Annotated in this window: 14 protein-coding genes; 9 read left to right on the top strand and 5 right to left on the bottom strand. The window is 70.6% G+C overall.

The features are described 5' to 3' along the window. The first annotated feature begins 40 nt into the window (after window positions 1-40). The 3 genes from ABEG17_RS01560 to ABEG17_RS01550 all read left to right on the top strand — a co-directional run bounded on the left by ABEG17_RS01560 (window position 41) and on the right by ABEG17_RS01550 (window position 3,360). Window positions 41-574, top strand: a complete 534-nt coding sequence (locus ABEG17_RS01560; RefSeq protein WP_406831500.1) for a single-stranded DNA-binding protein — start codon at window positions 41-43, stop codon at window positions 572-574. A 53-nt stretch (window positions 575-627) separates the two neighbouring features. Next, window positions 628-2,310, top strand: coding sequence for an energy-dependent translational throttle protein EttA (gene ettA, locus ABEG17_RS01555; RefSeq protein WP_406831499.1), 1,683 nt, complete (start codon window positions 628-630; stop codon window positions 2,308-2,310). 129 nt (window positions 2,311-2,439) lie between these two features. Further along, entirely contained in the window at window positions 2,440-3,360 is a 921-nt protein-coding gene (locus ABEG17_RS01550) for an LLM class F420-dependent oxidoreductase (RefSeq protein WP_406831498.1), read from the top strand. A gap of 24 nt (window positions 3,361-3,384) precedes the next feature. Here the strand turns inward: ABEG17_RS01550 and ABEG17_RS01545 are convergent, their stop codons facing one another. Continuing rightward, window positions 3,385-4,059, bottom strand: coding sequence for a response regulator (locus ABEG17_RS01545; RefSeq protein ID WP_406831497.1), 675 nt, complete (start codon window positions 4,057-4,059; stop codon window positions 3,385-3,387). Continuing rightward, complete coding sequence (locus tag ABEG17_RS01540) at window positions 4,056-5,252, bottom strand: sensor histidine kinase (RefSeq protein WP_406831496.1); 1,197 nt, start codon at window positions 5,250-5,252, stop codon at window positions 4,056-4,058. The genes ABEG17_RS01545 and ABEG17_RS01540 overlap by 4 nt, the downstream gene beginning before the upstream one ends. Window positions 5,253-5,383: 131 nt before the next feature. Here ABEG17_RS01540 and ABEG17_RS01535 point away from each other — a divergent pair, with 131 nt between their 5' ends. Together ABEG17_RS01535 and ABEG17_RS01530 are read left to right on the top strand one after the other, a co-directional pair. Beyond that, on the top strand, window positions 5,384-6,283 hold the full coding sequence (locus tag ABEG17_RS01535; RefSeq protein WP_406831495.1) for an ATP-binding cassette domain-containing protein: 900 nt from the start codon (window positions 5,384-5,386) through the stop codon (window positions 6,281-6,283). Continuing rightward, window positions 6,280-7,152: an ABC transporter permease gene (locus ABEG17_RS01530; RefSeq protein ID WP_406831494.1), complete on the top strand. Its 873-nt coding sequence runs from the start codon at window positions 6,280-6,282 to the stop codon at window positions 7,150-7,152. Before ABEG17_RS01535 ends, ABEG17_RS01530 begins: the two co-directional genes overlap by 4 nt. Before the next feature lie 84 nt (window positions 7,153-7,236). On the opposite strand, the gene ABEG17_RS01525 is transcribed toward ABEG17_RS01530, so the two are convergent. Beyond that, complete coding sequence (locus tag ABEG17_RS01525) at window positions 7,237-7,866, bottom strand: TetR/AcrR family transcriptional regulator (RefSeq protein WP_406831493.1); 630 nt, start codon at window positions 7,864-7,866, stop codon at window positions 7,237-7,239. Window positions 7,867-7,927: 61 nt separating this feature from the next. On the opposite strand from ABEG17_RS01525, the gene ABEG17_RS01520 reads away from it, so the two are divergent. The 4 genes from ABEG17_RS01520 to ABEG17_RS01505 all read left to right on the top strand — a co-directional run bounded on the left by ABEG17_RS01520 (window position 7,928) and on the right by ABEG17_RS01505 (window position 11,729). Further along, window positions 7,928-9,073, top strand: a complete 1,146-nt coding sequence (locus ABEG17_RS01520) for an acyl-CoA dehydrogenase family protein (protein ID WP_406831492.1) — start codon at window positions 7,928-7,930, stop codon at window positions 9,071-9,073. A 5-nt stretch (window positions 9,074-9,078) separates the two neighbouring features. Continuing rightward, the gene (locus ABEG17_RS01515) at window positions 9,079-9,846 is read left to right on the top strand and encodes an SDR family oxidoreductase (protein ID WP_406831491.1); all 768 of its coding nucleotides are present in this window, start codon (window positions 9,079-9,081) and stop codon (window positions 9,844-9,846) included. Then, on the top strand, window positions 9,843-10,640 hold the full coding sequence (locus ABEG17_RS01510) for an SDR family oxidoreductase (protein WP_406831490.1): 798 nt from the start codon (window positions 9,843-9,845) through the stop codon (window positions 10,638-10,640). The genes ABEG17_RS01515 and ABEG17_RS01510 overlap by 4 nt, the downstream gene beginning before the upstream one ends. A gap of 84 nt (window positions 10,641-10,724) precedes the next feature. Beyond that, window positions 10,725-11,729, top strand: coding sequence for an NADPH:quinone oxidoreductase family protein (locus ABEG17_RS01505; RefSeq protein ID WP_406831489.1), 1,005 nt, complete (start codon window positions 10,725-10,727; stop codon window positions 11,727-11,729). A gap of 114 nt (window positions 11,730-11,843) precedes the next feature. Here the strand turns inward: ABEG17_RS01505 and ABEG17_RS01500 are convergent, their stop codons facing one another. Together ABEG17_RS01500 and fabG are read right to left on the bottom strand one after the other, a co-directional pair. Further along, window positions 11,844-12,830 (bottom strand): hypothetical protein, encoded by a 987-nt coding sequence (locus ABEG17_RS01500; RefSeq protein WP_406831488.1) that lies wholly within the window; start codon window positions 12,828-12,830, stop codon window positions 11,844-11,846. Then, window positions 12,830-13,585: a 3-oxoacyl-ACP reductase FabG gene (gene fabG / locus ABEG17_RS01495; RefSeq protein ID WP_406831487.1), complete on the bottom strand. Its 756-nt coding sequence runs from the start codon at window positions 13,583-13,585 to the stop codon at window positions 12,830-12,832. The genes ABEG17_RS01500 and fabG overlap by 1 nt, the downstream gene beginning before the upstream one ends. Window positions 13,586-13,777 lie beyond the last annotated feature (192 nt).

Genomic DNA, 13,777 nt, shown 5'->3' with positions numbered 1-13,777 from the left:
GAAGGGGACGGACAGGACAGACACAGATGAGGTGGACGACATGAACGAGATCTACACGACGGTCGTGGGGCGACTGGTGGCCAACCCGGAGTCGAGGACGACCCGGGGCGGAGTGCCGTTCACGGCGTTCCGGCTGGCGTCCACGGTGCGCCGACCCAACCCCCAGACGCGCGAGTACGAGGACGGCCCGACCAACTTCTTCAACGTGACGGCGTTCCGCACCCTCGGTGCCAACGTCGGCAACTCGCTGAAGAAGGGTGACCCGGTGTTCGTCTACGGACGGATGAGGGTCAACCAGTGGATGCGCAGCGACAACATCCCCGCCACCTCGGTGGAGATCGACGCCTACACGGTCGGGCACGACCTGACCTGGGGGACCACCGAGCTGGTGAAGGTGAGCCGGGCGCAGGTGGACCAGACCGACCGCCTCTCCGACGAGGCGATCCAGTCGGTGCACGCCGAGCTGGAGTCCGGTGGTGGGTTGGACGCGGAGAACGACGCGTACGAGGTGGTACCGCAACCGACGGGGCTGGTGCCCCGGGACGACGCCGAGCAGGAGCTCGCCGCGGTCTGAGCGCGCGGCAGGCGGATTCGGGCGTGGGGGCGGTGGCCGTTAGCCTTGCCCCCATGCCCGAGTTCATCTACGTCATGTCGAAGGCCCGCAAGGCCCATGGCGACAAGGTCATCCTCGATGACGTCACCATCTCCTTCTATCCCGGGGCCAAGATCGGTGTGGTCGGACCCAACGGCGCCGGCAAGTCCTCGGTCCTCAAGATCATGGCGGGGCTGGACCAGCCCTCCAACGGTGAGGCCCGCCTGACTCCTGGGTACTCCGTCGGCATCCTCATGCAGGAGCCCGAGCTCAACGAGTCCAAGACCGTTCTCGGCAACGTCGAGGAGGGCGCCGGCGAGATCAAGGCCAAGCTCGACCGCTACAACGCCATCTCCGCCGAGATGGCCGAGCCGGACGCTGACTTCGACGCGCTGATGGAGGAGATGGGCAAGCTCCAGGAGGCCATCGACGCCGCCGACGCGTGGGACCTCGACTCCCAGCTCGAGCAGGCGATGGACGCGCTTCGCTGCCCGCCGCCGGACGCTGACGTCACCGTGCTCTCCGGTGGTGAGCGTCGCCGCGTCGCACTGTGCAAGCTGCTGCTGCAGAAGCCGGACCTCCTGCTGCTCGACGAGCCCACCAACCACCTCGACGCCGAGTCGGTCCTGTGGCTCGAGCAGCACCTCGCGGCCTACCACGGCGCTGTCGTCGCCGTGACCCACGACCGCTACTTCATGGACAACGTGGCGCAGTGGATCCTTGAGCTCGACCGCGGCCGCGCCTACCCCTACGAGGGCAACTACTCGACCTACCTCGAGAAGAAGCAGGCGCGTCTGCAGGTCCAGGGCAAGAAGGACGCCAAGCTCGCCAAGCGCCTCGCGACCGAGCTCGAGTGGGTGCGCTCCAACGCCAAGGCCCGCCAGGTGAAGTCCAAGGCGCGTCTGGCCCGCTACGAGGAGATGGCCGCCGAGGCGGACCGCACCCGCAAGCTCGACTTCGACGAGATCGTCATCCCCCCGGGCCCGCGCCTGGGGTCGACGGTCATCGAGGTCAACAAGCTCAAGAAGGGCTTCGGCGACCGCGTCCTCATCGACGACCTGTCCTTCACGCTGCCTCGCAACGGCATCGTCGGCGTCATCGGGCCCAACGGTGTCGGCAAGACCACGCTCTTCAAGACCATCGTGGGCCTGGAGGAGGCCGACAGCGGCTCGGTCAAGGTCGGCGAGACCGTGAAGATGTCCTACGTCGACCAGAGCCGCTCCGGCCTGGACCCGAAGAAGAACCTCTGGGAGACCGTGTCCGACGGCCTCGACCACATCCAGGTCGGCCAGGTCGAGATCCCGTCGCGGGCGTACGTCTCGCAGTTCGGGTTCAAGGGCCCGGACCAGCAGAAGATGACCGGCGTCCTGTCCGGTGGTGAGCGCAACCGCCTCAACCTCGCGCTCACCCTCAAGCAGGGCGGCAACCTGCTTCTCCTCGACGAGCCCACCAACGACCTCGACGTCGAGACCCTGGGATCGCTGGAGAACGCCCTGCTGGACTTCCCCGGCTGCGCCGTCGTCATCAGCCACGACCGGTGGTTCCTCGACCGGGTGGCGACGCACATCCTCGCCTACGAGGGCAGCGAGGAGAACCCCAGCAAGTGGTACTGGTTCGAGGGCAACTTCGAGTCCTACGAGGCCAACAAGGTCGAGCGCCTCGGCGCCGACGCCGCGCGTCCGCACCGGGTGACCTACCGCAAGCTCACCCGCGACTGACCGCACCCGCACCACCGCAGGCGCACCACCACAGCGCGCGGCGCCCCCGACGGGGGAGCCGCGCGCTGTGGTGCACCACGTGCCCCAGCGGTGTTGTGGACGCCGGCCACCTGTGCGCACGATGAGGTCATGCGCCTCGGACAGCAGGTCTCCTTCTTCTCCTGGCCGGACGCCCCCGCGTCCATCGGCCCGACGTTCGGCCGGATCGCCCGCAGCTCGGAGGCAGCCGGCCTGTCGAGCCTGTGGGTGATGGACCACTTCTTCCAGATCTCGATGATCGGGCCGCCCGAGCTCGACATGGTCGAGGGCTACACGGCCCTGGCCTTCGCCGCCGGCCAGACCAGCCGGATCCAGCTCGGCACCCTGGTGACCGGCGTGACCTACCGCCACCCCGGCCTCCTGGCCAAGACGGTCACCAGCCTCGACGTCCTGTCCGGCGGTCGCGCCTGGCTCGGGATCGGTGCCGCCTGGAACGAGGAGGAGCACCGCGGCCTCGGTGTGCCGTACCCCTCGACGAAGGAACGCTTCGAGCGACTCGAGGAGACGCTGCAGATCTGCCTGCAGATGTGGGCTGGCGACGAGAGCCCGTATGCCGGGCAGCACTACCAGCTCGAACGCCCCCTCAACGTCCCCCAGAGCGTGAGCCGACCGCACCCGCCGATCCTCATCGGCGGCGGTGGCGAGAAGAAGACCCTTCGCCTCGTGGCGCAGTACGCGGACGCCTGCAACCTGTTCGACAACGGACTGGGGCCGGAGGGCATCCCGCGCAAGCTCGACATCCTGCGCGGCCACTGCGAGGACGTCGGGCGCGACTACGCCGAGATCGACAAGACCGTGCTCGCCCGGGTGGCCCTCAGCCGCGACGGGTCCGGCAGCGGGCCGGGCGGGATGCCGTACGCAACGGTCGACCAGACGGTCGAACGGTTCGGGCAGCTGTCGGCAGCCGGGATCGACACGGCCATCCTGGGGTTGGCCGACAACACCGACGACGACACCTACGAGCTCGTCGCAGAGCTGGTCCGGCAGGTCGAGCCCCTCAGCGCCCGCTGAGCGCTGCCCCCGACGCCGGCCGCGTCAGCTCTGGCCGGCGTCGTGCACCACGAGCGCGATCTGCACGCGGTTGTCCGCGCCGAGCTTGGTCAGCAGACGGGACACGTACGTCTTGACCGTGGGGACGCCGAGGTAGAGCTCGGTGGCGATCTCCGCGTTGGACTTGCCCTGCCCGATGGCCACGGCGACGTCACGTTCGCGGTCGGTCAGGCTCGCGAGCTGCGCGCGGGCGGCGGTGGAGCGGTCCGAGCCACCGCTGGTCACCGACGCGATGAGCTGGGCGGTGACGGTGGGGGACAGTGTCGGCTCCCCGGCGGCGACGGAGCGGATCGCGTCGACGATGCGCTCCGGCGGCGTGTCCTTCAGGAGGAAGCCGCTCGCCCCCGCGCGCAGGGCCGAGACGACCATGTCGTCGGTGTCGAAGGTCGTCAGGACGATGACGCGGGTCGGCGTCAGGCGCCCGGAGGCGCCCTGCCCGGCGACGACGAGGCGGGTGGCCTCCAACCCGTCGCGGCGAGGCATGCGCAGGTCCATGAGCACGACGTCGGGCTGCTCGACACCGATGGTGGTCAACGCCTCGACACCGTCGCCGGCTTCGCCCACCACCCGGATGTCCGGGGCGCCGCCGAGGATCATGCCCAGCCCCGCCCGTACGAGCGGGTCGTCGTCCACGAGGACAACCCGGATGTCGTGGCTCATGCGCGCCACGGTAGCCGAGCCCGCACGACGAACTCGCCGCGCCGGTCGGTGCCGAAGGTCAGCTCGCCCCCGGAGAGGACGGCGCGCTCGGTCACCCCGGCGAGCCCCATGCCGGACCGGGGCATGGGGTGGGCAGTCGGCGCCATCACGGGCACCGCGTTGCTCAGGCGGATGTCGAGTCCGGCACCTGGTCCACCGGTCACCGTCAGGGCCACCGGCACCCCCGGCGCGTGCTTGCGGGCATTGGTCAGGCACTCCTGGATGATGCGAAAGGCATTGCGCGACAGGGCAGTCGGCGCCGACTCGAGGTCAGCCACCCGGATGGATGCACGGACGTCCCGGCCCAACGCAACCTCTTCGTCCACCAGCGTCTGCACGGCTGCGAGGGTCGGTTGCGGCGGCTCGACCCCGGGCGCCTCGGTGCCGGCACTGGGGTCCCGCAGCACTCCGAGCACTTCGCGCAGCTCGGTGAGGGCGAGGTGGGCGTTGTCACGGATAACCGACGCGGTCTGCGTCGTCTCCTCCGCCGACAGGTTCGTGCGGTAGGCCAGGGCGCCGGAATGCATGGCCACTAAAGAGATCCGGTGCGCCAGCACGTCGTGCATCTCCCGAGCGATCAGGGCACGTTCGTTGGCGCGCGCCTCGGCCACCCGACTGGCCTGCTCACGCTCGGCCGTGTCCGCACGGTCGTGCAACGACACGACCAGATCGCGGCGGGCTCCGATGTAGTAGCCGATGGCGACCACGAGCGCGACCATCAGTCCACCGAGGGCGATGGTTGCCAGTCCGGCCCAGAGGCCTTCGACGCTGGGGCGGAGCGCCTCGTAGGTGAACCCGCCCAGCACCGACACGCCGGCGGCGACCGCGACGGGGCGCCACTGCCGGTGGGTCGACAGCGAGACGAGAGTGAGGAGCGCGGCCCCTGCTGCCATCGAGGAGGCTCCACTGAACGCCGCCGTCGCCACCGCGACGGGCAGCGGGAAGCGGCGTCGCAATGGCACCAGCGCGATGGCCGCGACGCCCAGCACGAGCTCGATGAACGGGACGACCTCGGGCACTGGGCGGGCCCCTGGGGCATCGGCCTCCGTGAGGACCATGCCGAACAGCAGGATGCCGGCGCCCAGCGCCAGCAGGAGGCGCCAGGTCTCACCCCATGCCGTCCGAGGGAGTGGGGACGGGTTTCGCAGCAGCACGCGCCGAGCGTATGCGGCGAGGCCGGGACGTGGCGTCATCCTCGCGTCGCGGACGGGAGAGACCAAAGGATGACCCGGCAGGTGCGCCAGGCCGACGCGGGCGGCAGCGGTGGCGGCACAGGCTGGCGCCCATGATCTCCGTGAACAGCTTGACCAGACGCTATGGATCCATGGTGGCCGTCGACTCGGCCACCTTCGACGCCAGGCCCGGGCTCGTCACCGGCTTCCTCGGGCCCAACGGTGCCGGGAAGTCCACGACGATGCGCATCCTGTGCGGGCTGACCACCGCCACCTCCGGCACCGCGACGGTCCTGGGGCGGCCGTACGCCGCCCTGCCGAACCCCGGCCGCCACGTCGGGGTGCTCCTCGACGCCAGCGCGCAGCACGCGGGTCGGACCGGTCGCGAGGTGCTCGCCCTGTCCGCGGTCGTGATGGGCGTCGACCGGCGCCGTGTCGACGAGGTGCTGGACGTGGTCGGGCTCACCGAGCGCGAGAGCCACCGCCGCGTGCGCAACTACTCCCTCGGCATGCGCCAGCGCCTCGGGCTGGCCCACGCGCTGCTCGGCGACCCGGAGGTGCTGGTGCTCGACGAGCCCGCCAACGGGCTCGACCCGGCCGGCATCCGGTGGATGCGGTCGCTGCTGCGGGGCTTCGCCGACGACGGCGGCACGGTGCTGCTGTCCTCGCACCTGCTCAATGAGATCGAGCTGGTCGCCGACGAGATCGTCGTCATCGGCAACGGTCGGATCGTCGCCTCAGGAGCCAAGGAGGACCTGCTCCGAGGAGCAGGCACCACCGTCCGGTCCACCGACGACGCAGCGCTGGAGGGGGCGCTGCGAGCGGAGGGGATCGCGACCACGCAGGCCCCCGGGGGTGGGTTGGTCGCCGAGTCGGAGCCCGCTGCCGTCGGCGCCGCTGCCGCACGGCACGGGGTCGTCCTGGTCGAGCTGCGGCAGGCGGACGGTCGCGGGCTCGAGGACATGTTCCTCGAGCTCACGGCCGGCAACGCCCGCGAGGAGGTGGCGGCATGAGCACGCAGGCCACCACGAGGACCGCCCGCGAGGGAACCGGCGACGCAGTCCCCGGTGCCCGGCCCGAGACGTCGGGGCAGGGCGCCCGCAGCATTCCCTCCCTGCCCCGGATCGTCGGGCCACGTCCCACGACCGCCGTGCCGTTCGCGCGACTGGTCCTCGTCGAGCTGCGCAAGCAGCTCGACACACGCGCGGGTCGCTGGCTGCTGGTCACGATCGGCCTGGTGGTGGCGGTGATCGTCACGATCATGCTGTTCGTCGGCGGAGGTGCGCACGGTTACGAGGGCTACTTCGGCGCCACGTCCCTGCCCCTGATGCTCCTCGTGCCGATCGTCGGCATCCTCGCGGCGACGGCCGAGTGGTCTCAGCGCACGGGACTCACGACGTTCGCGCTCGAGCCGCGCCGGCACCGGGTGGTGCTCGCCAAGGTGGTCGCCTCGCTGGGTGCCGCGGCAGCGTCCTTCGTGACCGCGTTGGGCCTGGCGGCGGTGGCCAACCTGATCGCGGTCCAGGTGCGGGGTGCCGACAGCCCTTGGCAGCTGTCCGCCGGGATGTTGTGGGGCGTGGCCCTGGTGCTCGTGCTGAGCCTGGCCCAGGGTGTCGGGTTCGGCCTGTCCCTGCTCAACACCCCGGCCGCGATCGTGGCGTACCTCGTCCTGCCGACGGTGTGGTCGATCGTCACCGGCCTGGTCGAGCAGATGCGCACGGTTGGGCAGTGGCTCGACATCGGCAGCGCCACCGAGCCGTTGCTCGAGGGTGCGGCGATGCAGGCGCGCGACTGGGCCCAGGTGGGGACCTCCAGCCTGTTGTGGGTCGTCCTCCCGCTGGCCATCGGCCTGTGGCGGGTGCGCCGCTCCGAGGTGAAGTAGCCGACCACCCCACCTATGGCGCGGGCCCCGTGAGCCGGGGTCCGCGCCATACGTGGTGCTCGGGGTTGGGGCCAGGCGGGGTGTTCAGCGGGCGGTGACGAGGCGGATGCCGAGGTCGGCGTAGGCGGCGCCGATCGCCTCGGGCGTCCGCTTGATCTCCGGGTCGTACCAGCGGGCGACGTCGACGGCCATGGACATCAGGGCGAGCGTGGTGTCGGGGATGTCGTCGACGCTGAACTCGCCCGACGCGACCCCGGCGGTCACGACGTCGCGGACGACGGCGTCGATCTGCTTGCGCAGGCCCAGGACGTCGACGCGGTGCTCAGGCGTGAGGTTGGCGAACTCGTACTGGACGATCCGCGCGACGCGGAAGTGCTCGGCGTGCCAGCGGGAGAAGGTGGCCATGATGGCGCGCAGCGCCTCGGTGGGGGACTGCGCCGCCTCGGCCGCAGCGACGAGCATGTCGCGTGCGGCCTCGTGGCCCTCCCGGCTGAGCTGGTGGAGGAGCTCCTCCTTGGAGGCGAAGTGCACGTAGACCCCGGCCGGCGACAGGCCTGCGCGCGAGGCGATGTCGCGGGTGGTCGTGGCGTGGAACCCGCGGTCGGCGAACGCCTCGGCCGCGGCCTCGAGCAGGCGGTGGGCCGTGTCCGAGCCGGGCTCGCCCCCGGAGGCGCGCTCGGCGGCCCCGGGTGTGGCGCGCACGGAGGTCGACATGGTTGACAGCATGCCGCAGCCATCGCAGACTAAGCAAGCGCTTAGTCACTTGGAGGATCACATGCCCCGCAACATCTACGGCCCCGACCACGAGGCCTTCCGCAGCTCCGTCCGCGAGTTCATCGACCGGAACCTCAAGCCGCGAGCCGAGCAGATGCTCGAGGTGAAGTCGGTCGACCGCGACATCTGGAAGGAAGCCGGCAAGCAGGGCCTGTTCGGCCTGGACATCCCCGAGGAGTTCGGCGGCATGGGGGCCGACGACTACCGCTTCAACGCGGTCGCGGCCGAGGAGATCGCCGGGTTCAACTTCGCGGTGTCCTCGTGCTTCGGCATCCACTCCGACGTCTGCCCGCCCTACATCGTCGACCTCGGCACCGAGGAGCAGAAGCAGCGCTGGCTGCCGGGCATGGCCAGCGGCGACCTCATCGCCGCGATCGCGATGACCGAGCCCTCAGGTGGTTCGGACCTCGCTGCCCTCAAGACCACCGCGGTGCGTGACGGTGACGACTGGATCCTCAACGGCTCCAAGACCTTCATCACCAACGGCTACCAGGCCGACCTCGTGATCGTGGCTGCGCGCACCGACCCGTCCAAGGGTGCCAAGGGCATCAGCCTGCTCGTGGTCGAGGCCGGCATGGAGGGCTTCAGCCGCGGCCGCAAGCTCGACAAGGTGGGTCAGGAGGAGGCCGACACCTCCGAGCTGTTCTTCGAGAACGTCCGCGTCCCCGACGCCAACCGGCTCGGCGAGGAGGGCCTCGGCTTCATCTCGATGATGCAGCGACTCCCGCAGGAGCGCATCGGTGCGGCCGTTGCCAACACCGCTCACGCGTTCCAGATCTTCCGAGAGACGGTCGAGTACACCAAGGAGCGCAAGGCATTCGGCCAGGCGATCGGCTCGTTCCAGCACAACAAGTTCAAGATGGCCGAGCTGCAGACCAAGCTCGAGGTCACCCAGGCCTACATCGACGACTGCATCGCCGCGCACGCAGACGGCACCCTCACCGCGGTCGACGCGGCCAAGGCCAAGTGGTGGTCGGCCCAGGTGCAGAACGACGTACTCGACGAGTGCGTGCAGCTCTACGGTGGCTACGGCTTCATGAACGAGTACCGCGTGGCCCGCGCCTGGCGCGACGCCCGGGTCTCGAAGATCTGGGCCGGGTCGAACGAGATCATGAAGGAGCTCATCGGCCGCGACCTCGGCCTCTGACATCCATGGCTTCCCACCCGACGCACGACAACGCCGTCGCCATCGTCACGGGCGCCTCTCGGGGGATCGGCCTCGGCATCGCCGAGAAGCTGGTCGCCGAGGGCGCCCGCGTCGTCATCACCGCCCGCAAGCCCGAGGCCCTCGCCGAGGCCGTCGAGCACCTCGGTGGCCCGTCCAAGGCCCTCGGCATCGCCGGCAACGCCGCCGACGAGGCCCACCAGGACGAGGTGGTCGCGGCCGCCCGCGAGACCTTCGGCGGCCTGGACTACCTGGTCAACAACACGGGCATCAACCCCGTCTACGGCCCCATGCTCGACGCCCCGCTGGACGTGGCGCGCAAGATCATGGAGGTCAACGTCCTCTCGGCGTTCTCGTGGACGCAGAAGGCGATCGCCGCCGGGCTCGGCAGCGAGGCCAACCCCGGAGCCGTGGTCAACGTCGCGTCCATCGCCGGACTCGGTGCGACCGGCGCCATCGGCTGGTATGCCGTGAGCAAGGCCGCGCTGATCCACCTCACCGTGGAGCTGGCCTACCAGCTCGGCCCCGCGCTGCGCGTCAACGCCGTGGCCCCCGCGGTCGTCAAGACGAAGTTCGCCGAGGCGTTGTATGAAGGGCGGGAGGAGAAGGTGGCTGCCGCCTATCCGATGAAGCGTCTCGGGCTCCCCGAGGACGTTGCCGGGGCGGTCTCCTTCCTGCTGTCCAAGGATGCCGGGTGGGTGACCGGGCAGACGCTGGTCGTCGACGGCGGCGTGACCCTCGGCGGCAACCTGTGACCCTCGACCTCACCGGCAAGGGCGTCGTCGTCACCGGTGCCGGGAGGGGCATCGGGGCGGCGTACGCGAAGGCGTTCGTGGCAGCCGGCGCTCGCGTGGTCGTCAACGACCTCGACGCAGAGGCTGTCGCCTTGACCGCAAAAGCCTTGGGGGACATGGCTTTTGCCGTCCAAGGTGATGCCGCCGGCGAGGAGGGCGTCGCTGCCCTGGTCGCGACGGCCCGCGAGCAGCTCGGCGAGATCGACGTCTACTGCGCCAACGCCGGGGTCGCCCGCGGTGGCACCGAAGCGGTGGCGCAGAAGGCCTGGGACGTCTCGTGGAACGTCAACGTCATGGCGCACGTGCGCGCGGCCAAGCTGCTCGTCCCGGACTGGGTCGAGCGGGGCAGCGGCACGTTCGTCGCGACCGTGTCGGCTGCCGGCCTGCTGTCCATCCCCGGTGCTGCGCCGTACGCAGTGACCAAGCACGCTGCATACGCGTTCGCTGAATGGTTGTCGATGACCTACGGCGACAAGGGAGTCCGCGTGCACGCGGTCTGCCCGCAGGGAGTCCGCACGGACATGCTGTGGAGCTCGGGCAAGGCCGGCCGGGCCCTGATGGAGCCGGACGCCGTCGACCCCGATGACGTGGCGCGGGACCTCTTCGCCGCCATGGAGCAGGAGCGCTTCCTCGTGCTGCCGCACCCCGAGGTGGCCCAGATGTACGAACGCCGCGCCGCGGACCCGGATCGCTGGCTCGCCGGGATGCGGCGGATGGCCGGGGCGCTGCCCGCGGTCACCCTGGGCACCGACTGACGACGCCCGATCGACGACCACCGACGGAACGCCACCGACGGAAACACCCGCCGGCGGACGAACCCCGAGCAGCAGGAGACGCGCGTGCAGGCATGGCAGGTCACCACCCTCGGTGAGCCCTCGGACGTCCTGGCCCTGGGGGACGTCGCTGTTCCCGAGGTGCCTGACGGGCACGTTCGCGTCAGGGTGCTCGCGACGGCACTGAACTTCCCCGACGTGCTCATGGCTCGCGGCCACTACCAGGTGCGCCCGGACCTGCCGTTCGTCCCGGGCGTCGAGGTCTGTGGCGAGGTGCTGGAGATCGGTTCACCGGTGGTCGGCGTCACGACCGATCCGCACGTCATGGTCGGCGACCGGGTCGTCGGCACCACGGCGATGCCGCACGGTGGCCTGGCGGAGCAGGCACTGCTGCCGCTGGCCGGCACGTTTCCTGCCCCACCGTCGCTCGACGACGCGCAGGCGAGCTGTCTGACCATCGGCTACCAGACGGCATACGTGGGGCTGGTGCGTCGCGCTGCGCTCCAACCGGGGGAGACGCTGGTGGTCCACGCCGCAGCCGGCGGCGTCGGCAGTGCTGCCGTGCAGGTCGGCAAGGCGTTGGGCGGCCGCGTGGTGGCCGTCGTCGGTGGTGAGGCGAAGGCGGAGGTGGCTCGAGCCGCTGGAGCGGACGTCGTCGTCGACCGGAACGCAGGAGACCTCGTCGGCCACCTCAAGGAGGCGGTGGGTCGCTCGGGGGCGGACGTCGTGTTCGACCCGGTGGGCGGCGCGTCCTACGAGGCCTCGACCAAGGTCATCGGCTTCGAGGGACGCATCGTCGTCGTCGGCTTCACCAGCGGCGCGATCCCGGCCCCGGCCCTCGGCCACGCGCTGGTCAAGAACTACTCGATCCTCGGCCTGCACTGGGGGCTGTACCTGCAGCGCAACCCGGCCGTGGCTCGGCAGGCGCACGAGGTCTTGACCGCATGGTCGGCCGAAGGACTGGTGAAACCCTTCGTCTCCCAACGGATTCCGTTCACTGAGGCTCCAGCTGCCATGGCGCGCCTGGGCGCCGGCCAGACCACCGGTCGTCTGGTGGTCACCGCTTCCTGAGGACCCGGCGGCGAAAGCTGCTGGTTGCTGCACGGATCGCCCTGCCACTCTGGCGAACGAGGGCGATTCGTGCGCGTCACGGCATGGATCGACTCGAGTGGTGAGGCCGTGGGCTCAGCGGCCGACCAGCGTGCGAAGGCGCTCGAGCTCCTCGTCGCCGAGGGCCTGCCGGGGCAGCACGTGGGTGCGCAGGTTGCGACGACGCACGGCGATCCCGTCCTCGGCGACCAGCACCGTGCGCAGCTCGGACGCCTCGACCCGAGTCGGGTATCCCGGGACGTGCAGGAGCAGCCCGTCGTCGTCGACCGCGGCCCCGACGACGCTGCCCTCGGGAAAGAGCTTCAGGACCCCGGCGCGCGGGCCCGCGACGTAGACGGCGGCCACGAGCACGAGGGTCAGGGCGATCGCGATCGCCGCCGGTGCAGAGGGGGCGATCGCGACCACGGCGACGGCCAGCACCGCGGCGAAAGCGATGACCACGCTCGACGGGTGGCGGACCAGGGCGCGGACCGACATCCGGTATGCCGCCCGCTGCACGGCCGCCGTGACCAGCACCGGGTGCCGGACCTCGGGGTGGTCCAGGCGGAAGGCTCCGACCGGGCCGAGCCCGTCGTGGAACGTGGTGAGGAAGTCGGTGTCCGCTGCGGTGACCAGCTCCGCAGGCGTCACGAACGCGGGTTGGCGTGAGCGCGACCGGATGACGGCGACCGCGCCGAGCACCTCCACACCACTGGCGTCACCTCGGGCGAACTCCACGGCGCCACCGCTGCGCTCGACCACGAACCGGCCGATGCCGTCGTAGCCGGAGCGGATGGTGGCCCCCCGACCGGCCACCTCGCGGATGTTGCGCTCGATCCTTGCCCGGGTCAGCACCAGGGCCGCCGTCGGGACGAGGACGGCGACCACGAGCGCCAGCGTGACCGAGTGCGTCGACACCCAGACGAGCACCCCGAGGGCGGTCGTCACGGCATACCTCGCGACCAGGTTGACCGTCGGGAAGGTGGCCCTCCACGCCTGGGCCGTCAGGGGCCGCACGAGCGTCCCGTCACAGGTGACTGTGAGGGGCGGCCGGGGGGTGGCGGCGAACTCGGTCGCCGGCATCAGTCCTGCGGTCCGCCGGCCACGTAGATGACCTGGCCGGAGACGAACCCGGCCTCCTCGGAGGTCAGGAAGGCGATGGTCGCCGCGATGTCCTCGGGCTGGCCCACCCGGGCGACCGGAATCTGCGACGCGGAGTGCGTGATGAAGTCCTCGAAGGAGACCCCGATGCGCTCGGCCGTCATCTTCGTCATCTCGGTCTGGATGAAGCCCGGCGCCACGGCGTTGGCGGTGACCCCGAACTTGCCGAGCTCGATGGCGAGGGTCTTGGTGAAGCCCTGCAGGCCGGCCTTGGCGGCGGAGTAGTTGACCTGTCCGCGGTTGCCCTGGGCGGACGTGGAGGACAGGTTGACGATGCGGCCGTACTTCGCCTCGGTCATGTGCTTCTGGACCGCCCGGGTCATGAGGAACGAGCCCTTGAGGTGCACGTCCATGACGGCGTCCCAGTCCTGCTCGGTCATCTTGAACAGCAGGTTGTCGCGGGTGATGCCGGCGTTGTTGACCAGGATCGTCGGCCCACCGAGCTCGTCGGCGACGCGCTGCACGGCGGCCTCGACCTGGTCGGCCGCAGCGACGTCGACGCCCACGGCGATCGCCCGGCCCCCGGCCTCGACGATGGCGTCGACCGTCTCGGCGCAGGACGCCTCGTCGAGGTCGAGCACGGCCACGGCGTTGCCCTCGGCGGCCAGCCGCTTGGCGGTGGCGGCACCGATCCCGCGAGCGGCTCCGGTGACGATCGCGACACGCTGGGTGGTCATACGGTCCTCCAAGGGGTGGGATTGGGCGGGCGGGTCCTGCCCGCACGCAGCACTCTACTGAGCGAGCGCTTACCGCGCGGGGCGCCGTTGGTCAGCGAGGTCGCCGGACCTCCGGCACAATGGAGCGGACGCGAGGCCGATGCCGCCCTCACCAGCAGGACGTGGTCTCGACCACGACACGAACACGAAGGC

Source organism: Pedococcus sp. KACC 23699, assembly GCF_045348425.1.
Lineage (GTDB): Bacteria > Actinomycetota > Actinomycetes > Actinomycetales > Dermatophilaceae > Pedococcus.
The sequence above is the reverse complement of the archived record's forward strand: the minus strand, read 5'-3'. Positions and strand labels throughout refer to the sequence as shown.

Bases quoted from the DNA above. Each gene is read 5' to 3' on its own strand.
- ABEG17_RS01560 (WP_406831500.1), top strand. From the start codon at position 41: ATGAACGAGATCTACACGACGGTCGTGGGGCGACTGGTGGCCAACCCG.
- ettA (WP_406831499.1), top strand. From the start codon at position 628: ATGCCCGAGTTCATCTACGTCATGTCGAAGGCCCGCAAGGCCCATGGC.
- ABEG17_RS01550 (WP_406831498.1), top strand. From the start codon at position 2,440: ATGCGCCTCGGACAGCAGGTCTCCTTCTTCTCCTGGCCGGACGCCCCC.
- ABEG17_RS01545 (WP_406831497.1), bottom strand. From the start codon at position 4,059: ATGAGCCACGACATCCGGGTTGTCCTCGTGGACGACGACCCGCTCGTA.
- ABEG17_RS01535 (WP_406831495.1), top strand. From the start codon at position 5,384: ATGATCTCCGTGAACAGCTTGACCAGACGCTATGGATCCATGGTGGCC.
- ABEG17_RS01530 (WP_406831494.1), top strand. From the start codon at position 6,280: ATGAGCACGCAGGCCACCACGAGGACCGCCCGCGAGGGAACCGGCGAC.
- ABEG17_RS01525 (WP_406831493.1), bottom strand. From the start codon at position 7,866: ATGTCGACCTCCGTGCGCGCCACACCCGGGGCCGCCGAGCGCGCCTCC.
- ABEG17_RS01520 (WP_406831492.1), top strand. From the start codon at position 7,928: ATGCCCCGCAACATCTACGGCCCCGACCACGAGGCCTTCCGCAGCTCC.
- ABEG17_RS01515 (WP_406831491.1), top strand. From the start codon at position 9,079: ATGGCTTCCCACCCGACGCACGACAACGCCGTCGCCATCGTCACGGGC.
- ABEG17_RS01500 (WP_406831488.1), bottom strand. From the start codon at position 12,830: ATGCCGGCGACCGAGTTCGCCGCCACCCCCCGGCCGCCCCTCACAGTC.
- fabG (WP_406831487.1), bottom strand. From the start codon at position 13,585: ATGACCACCCAGCGTGTCGCGATCGTCACCGGAGCCGCTCGCGGGATC.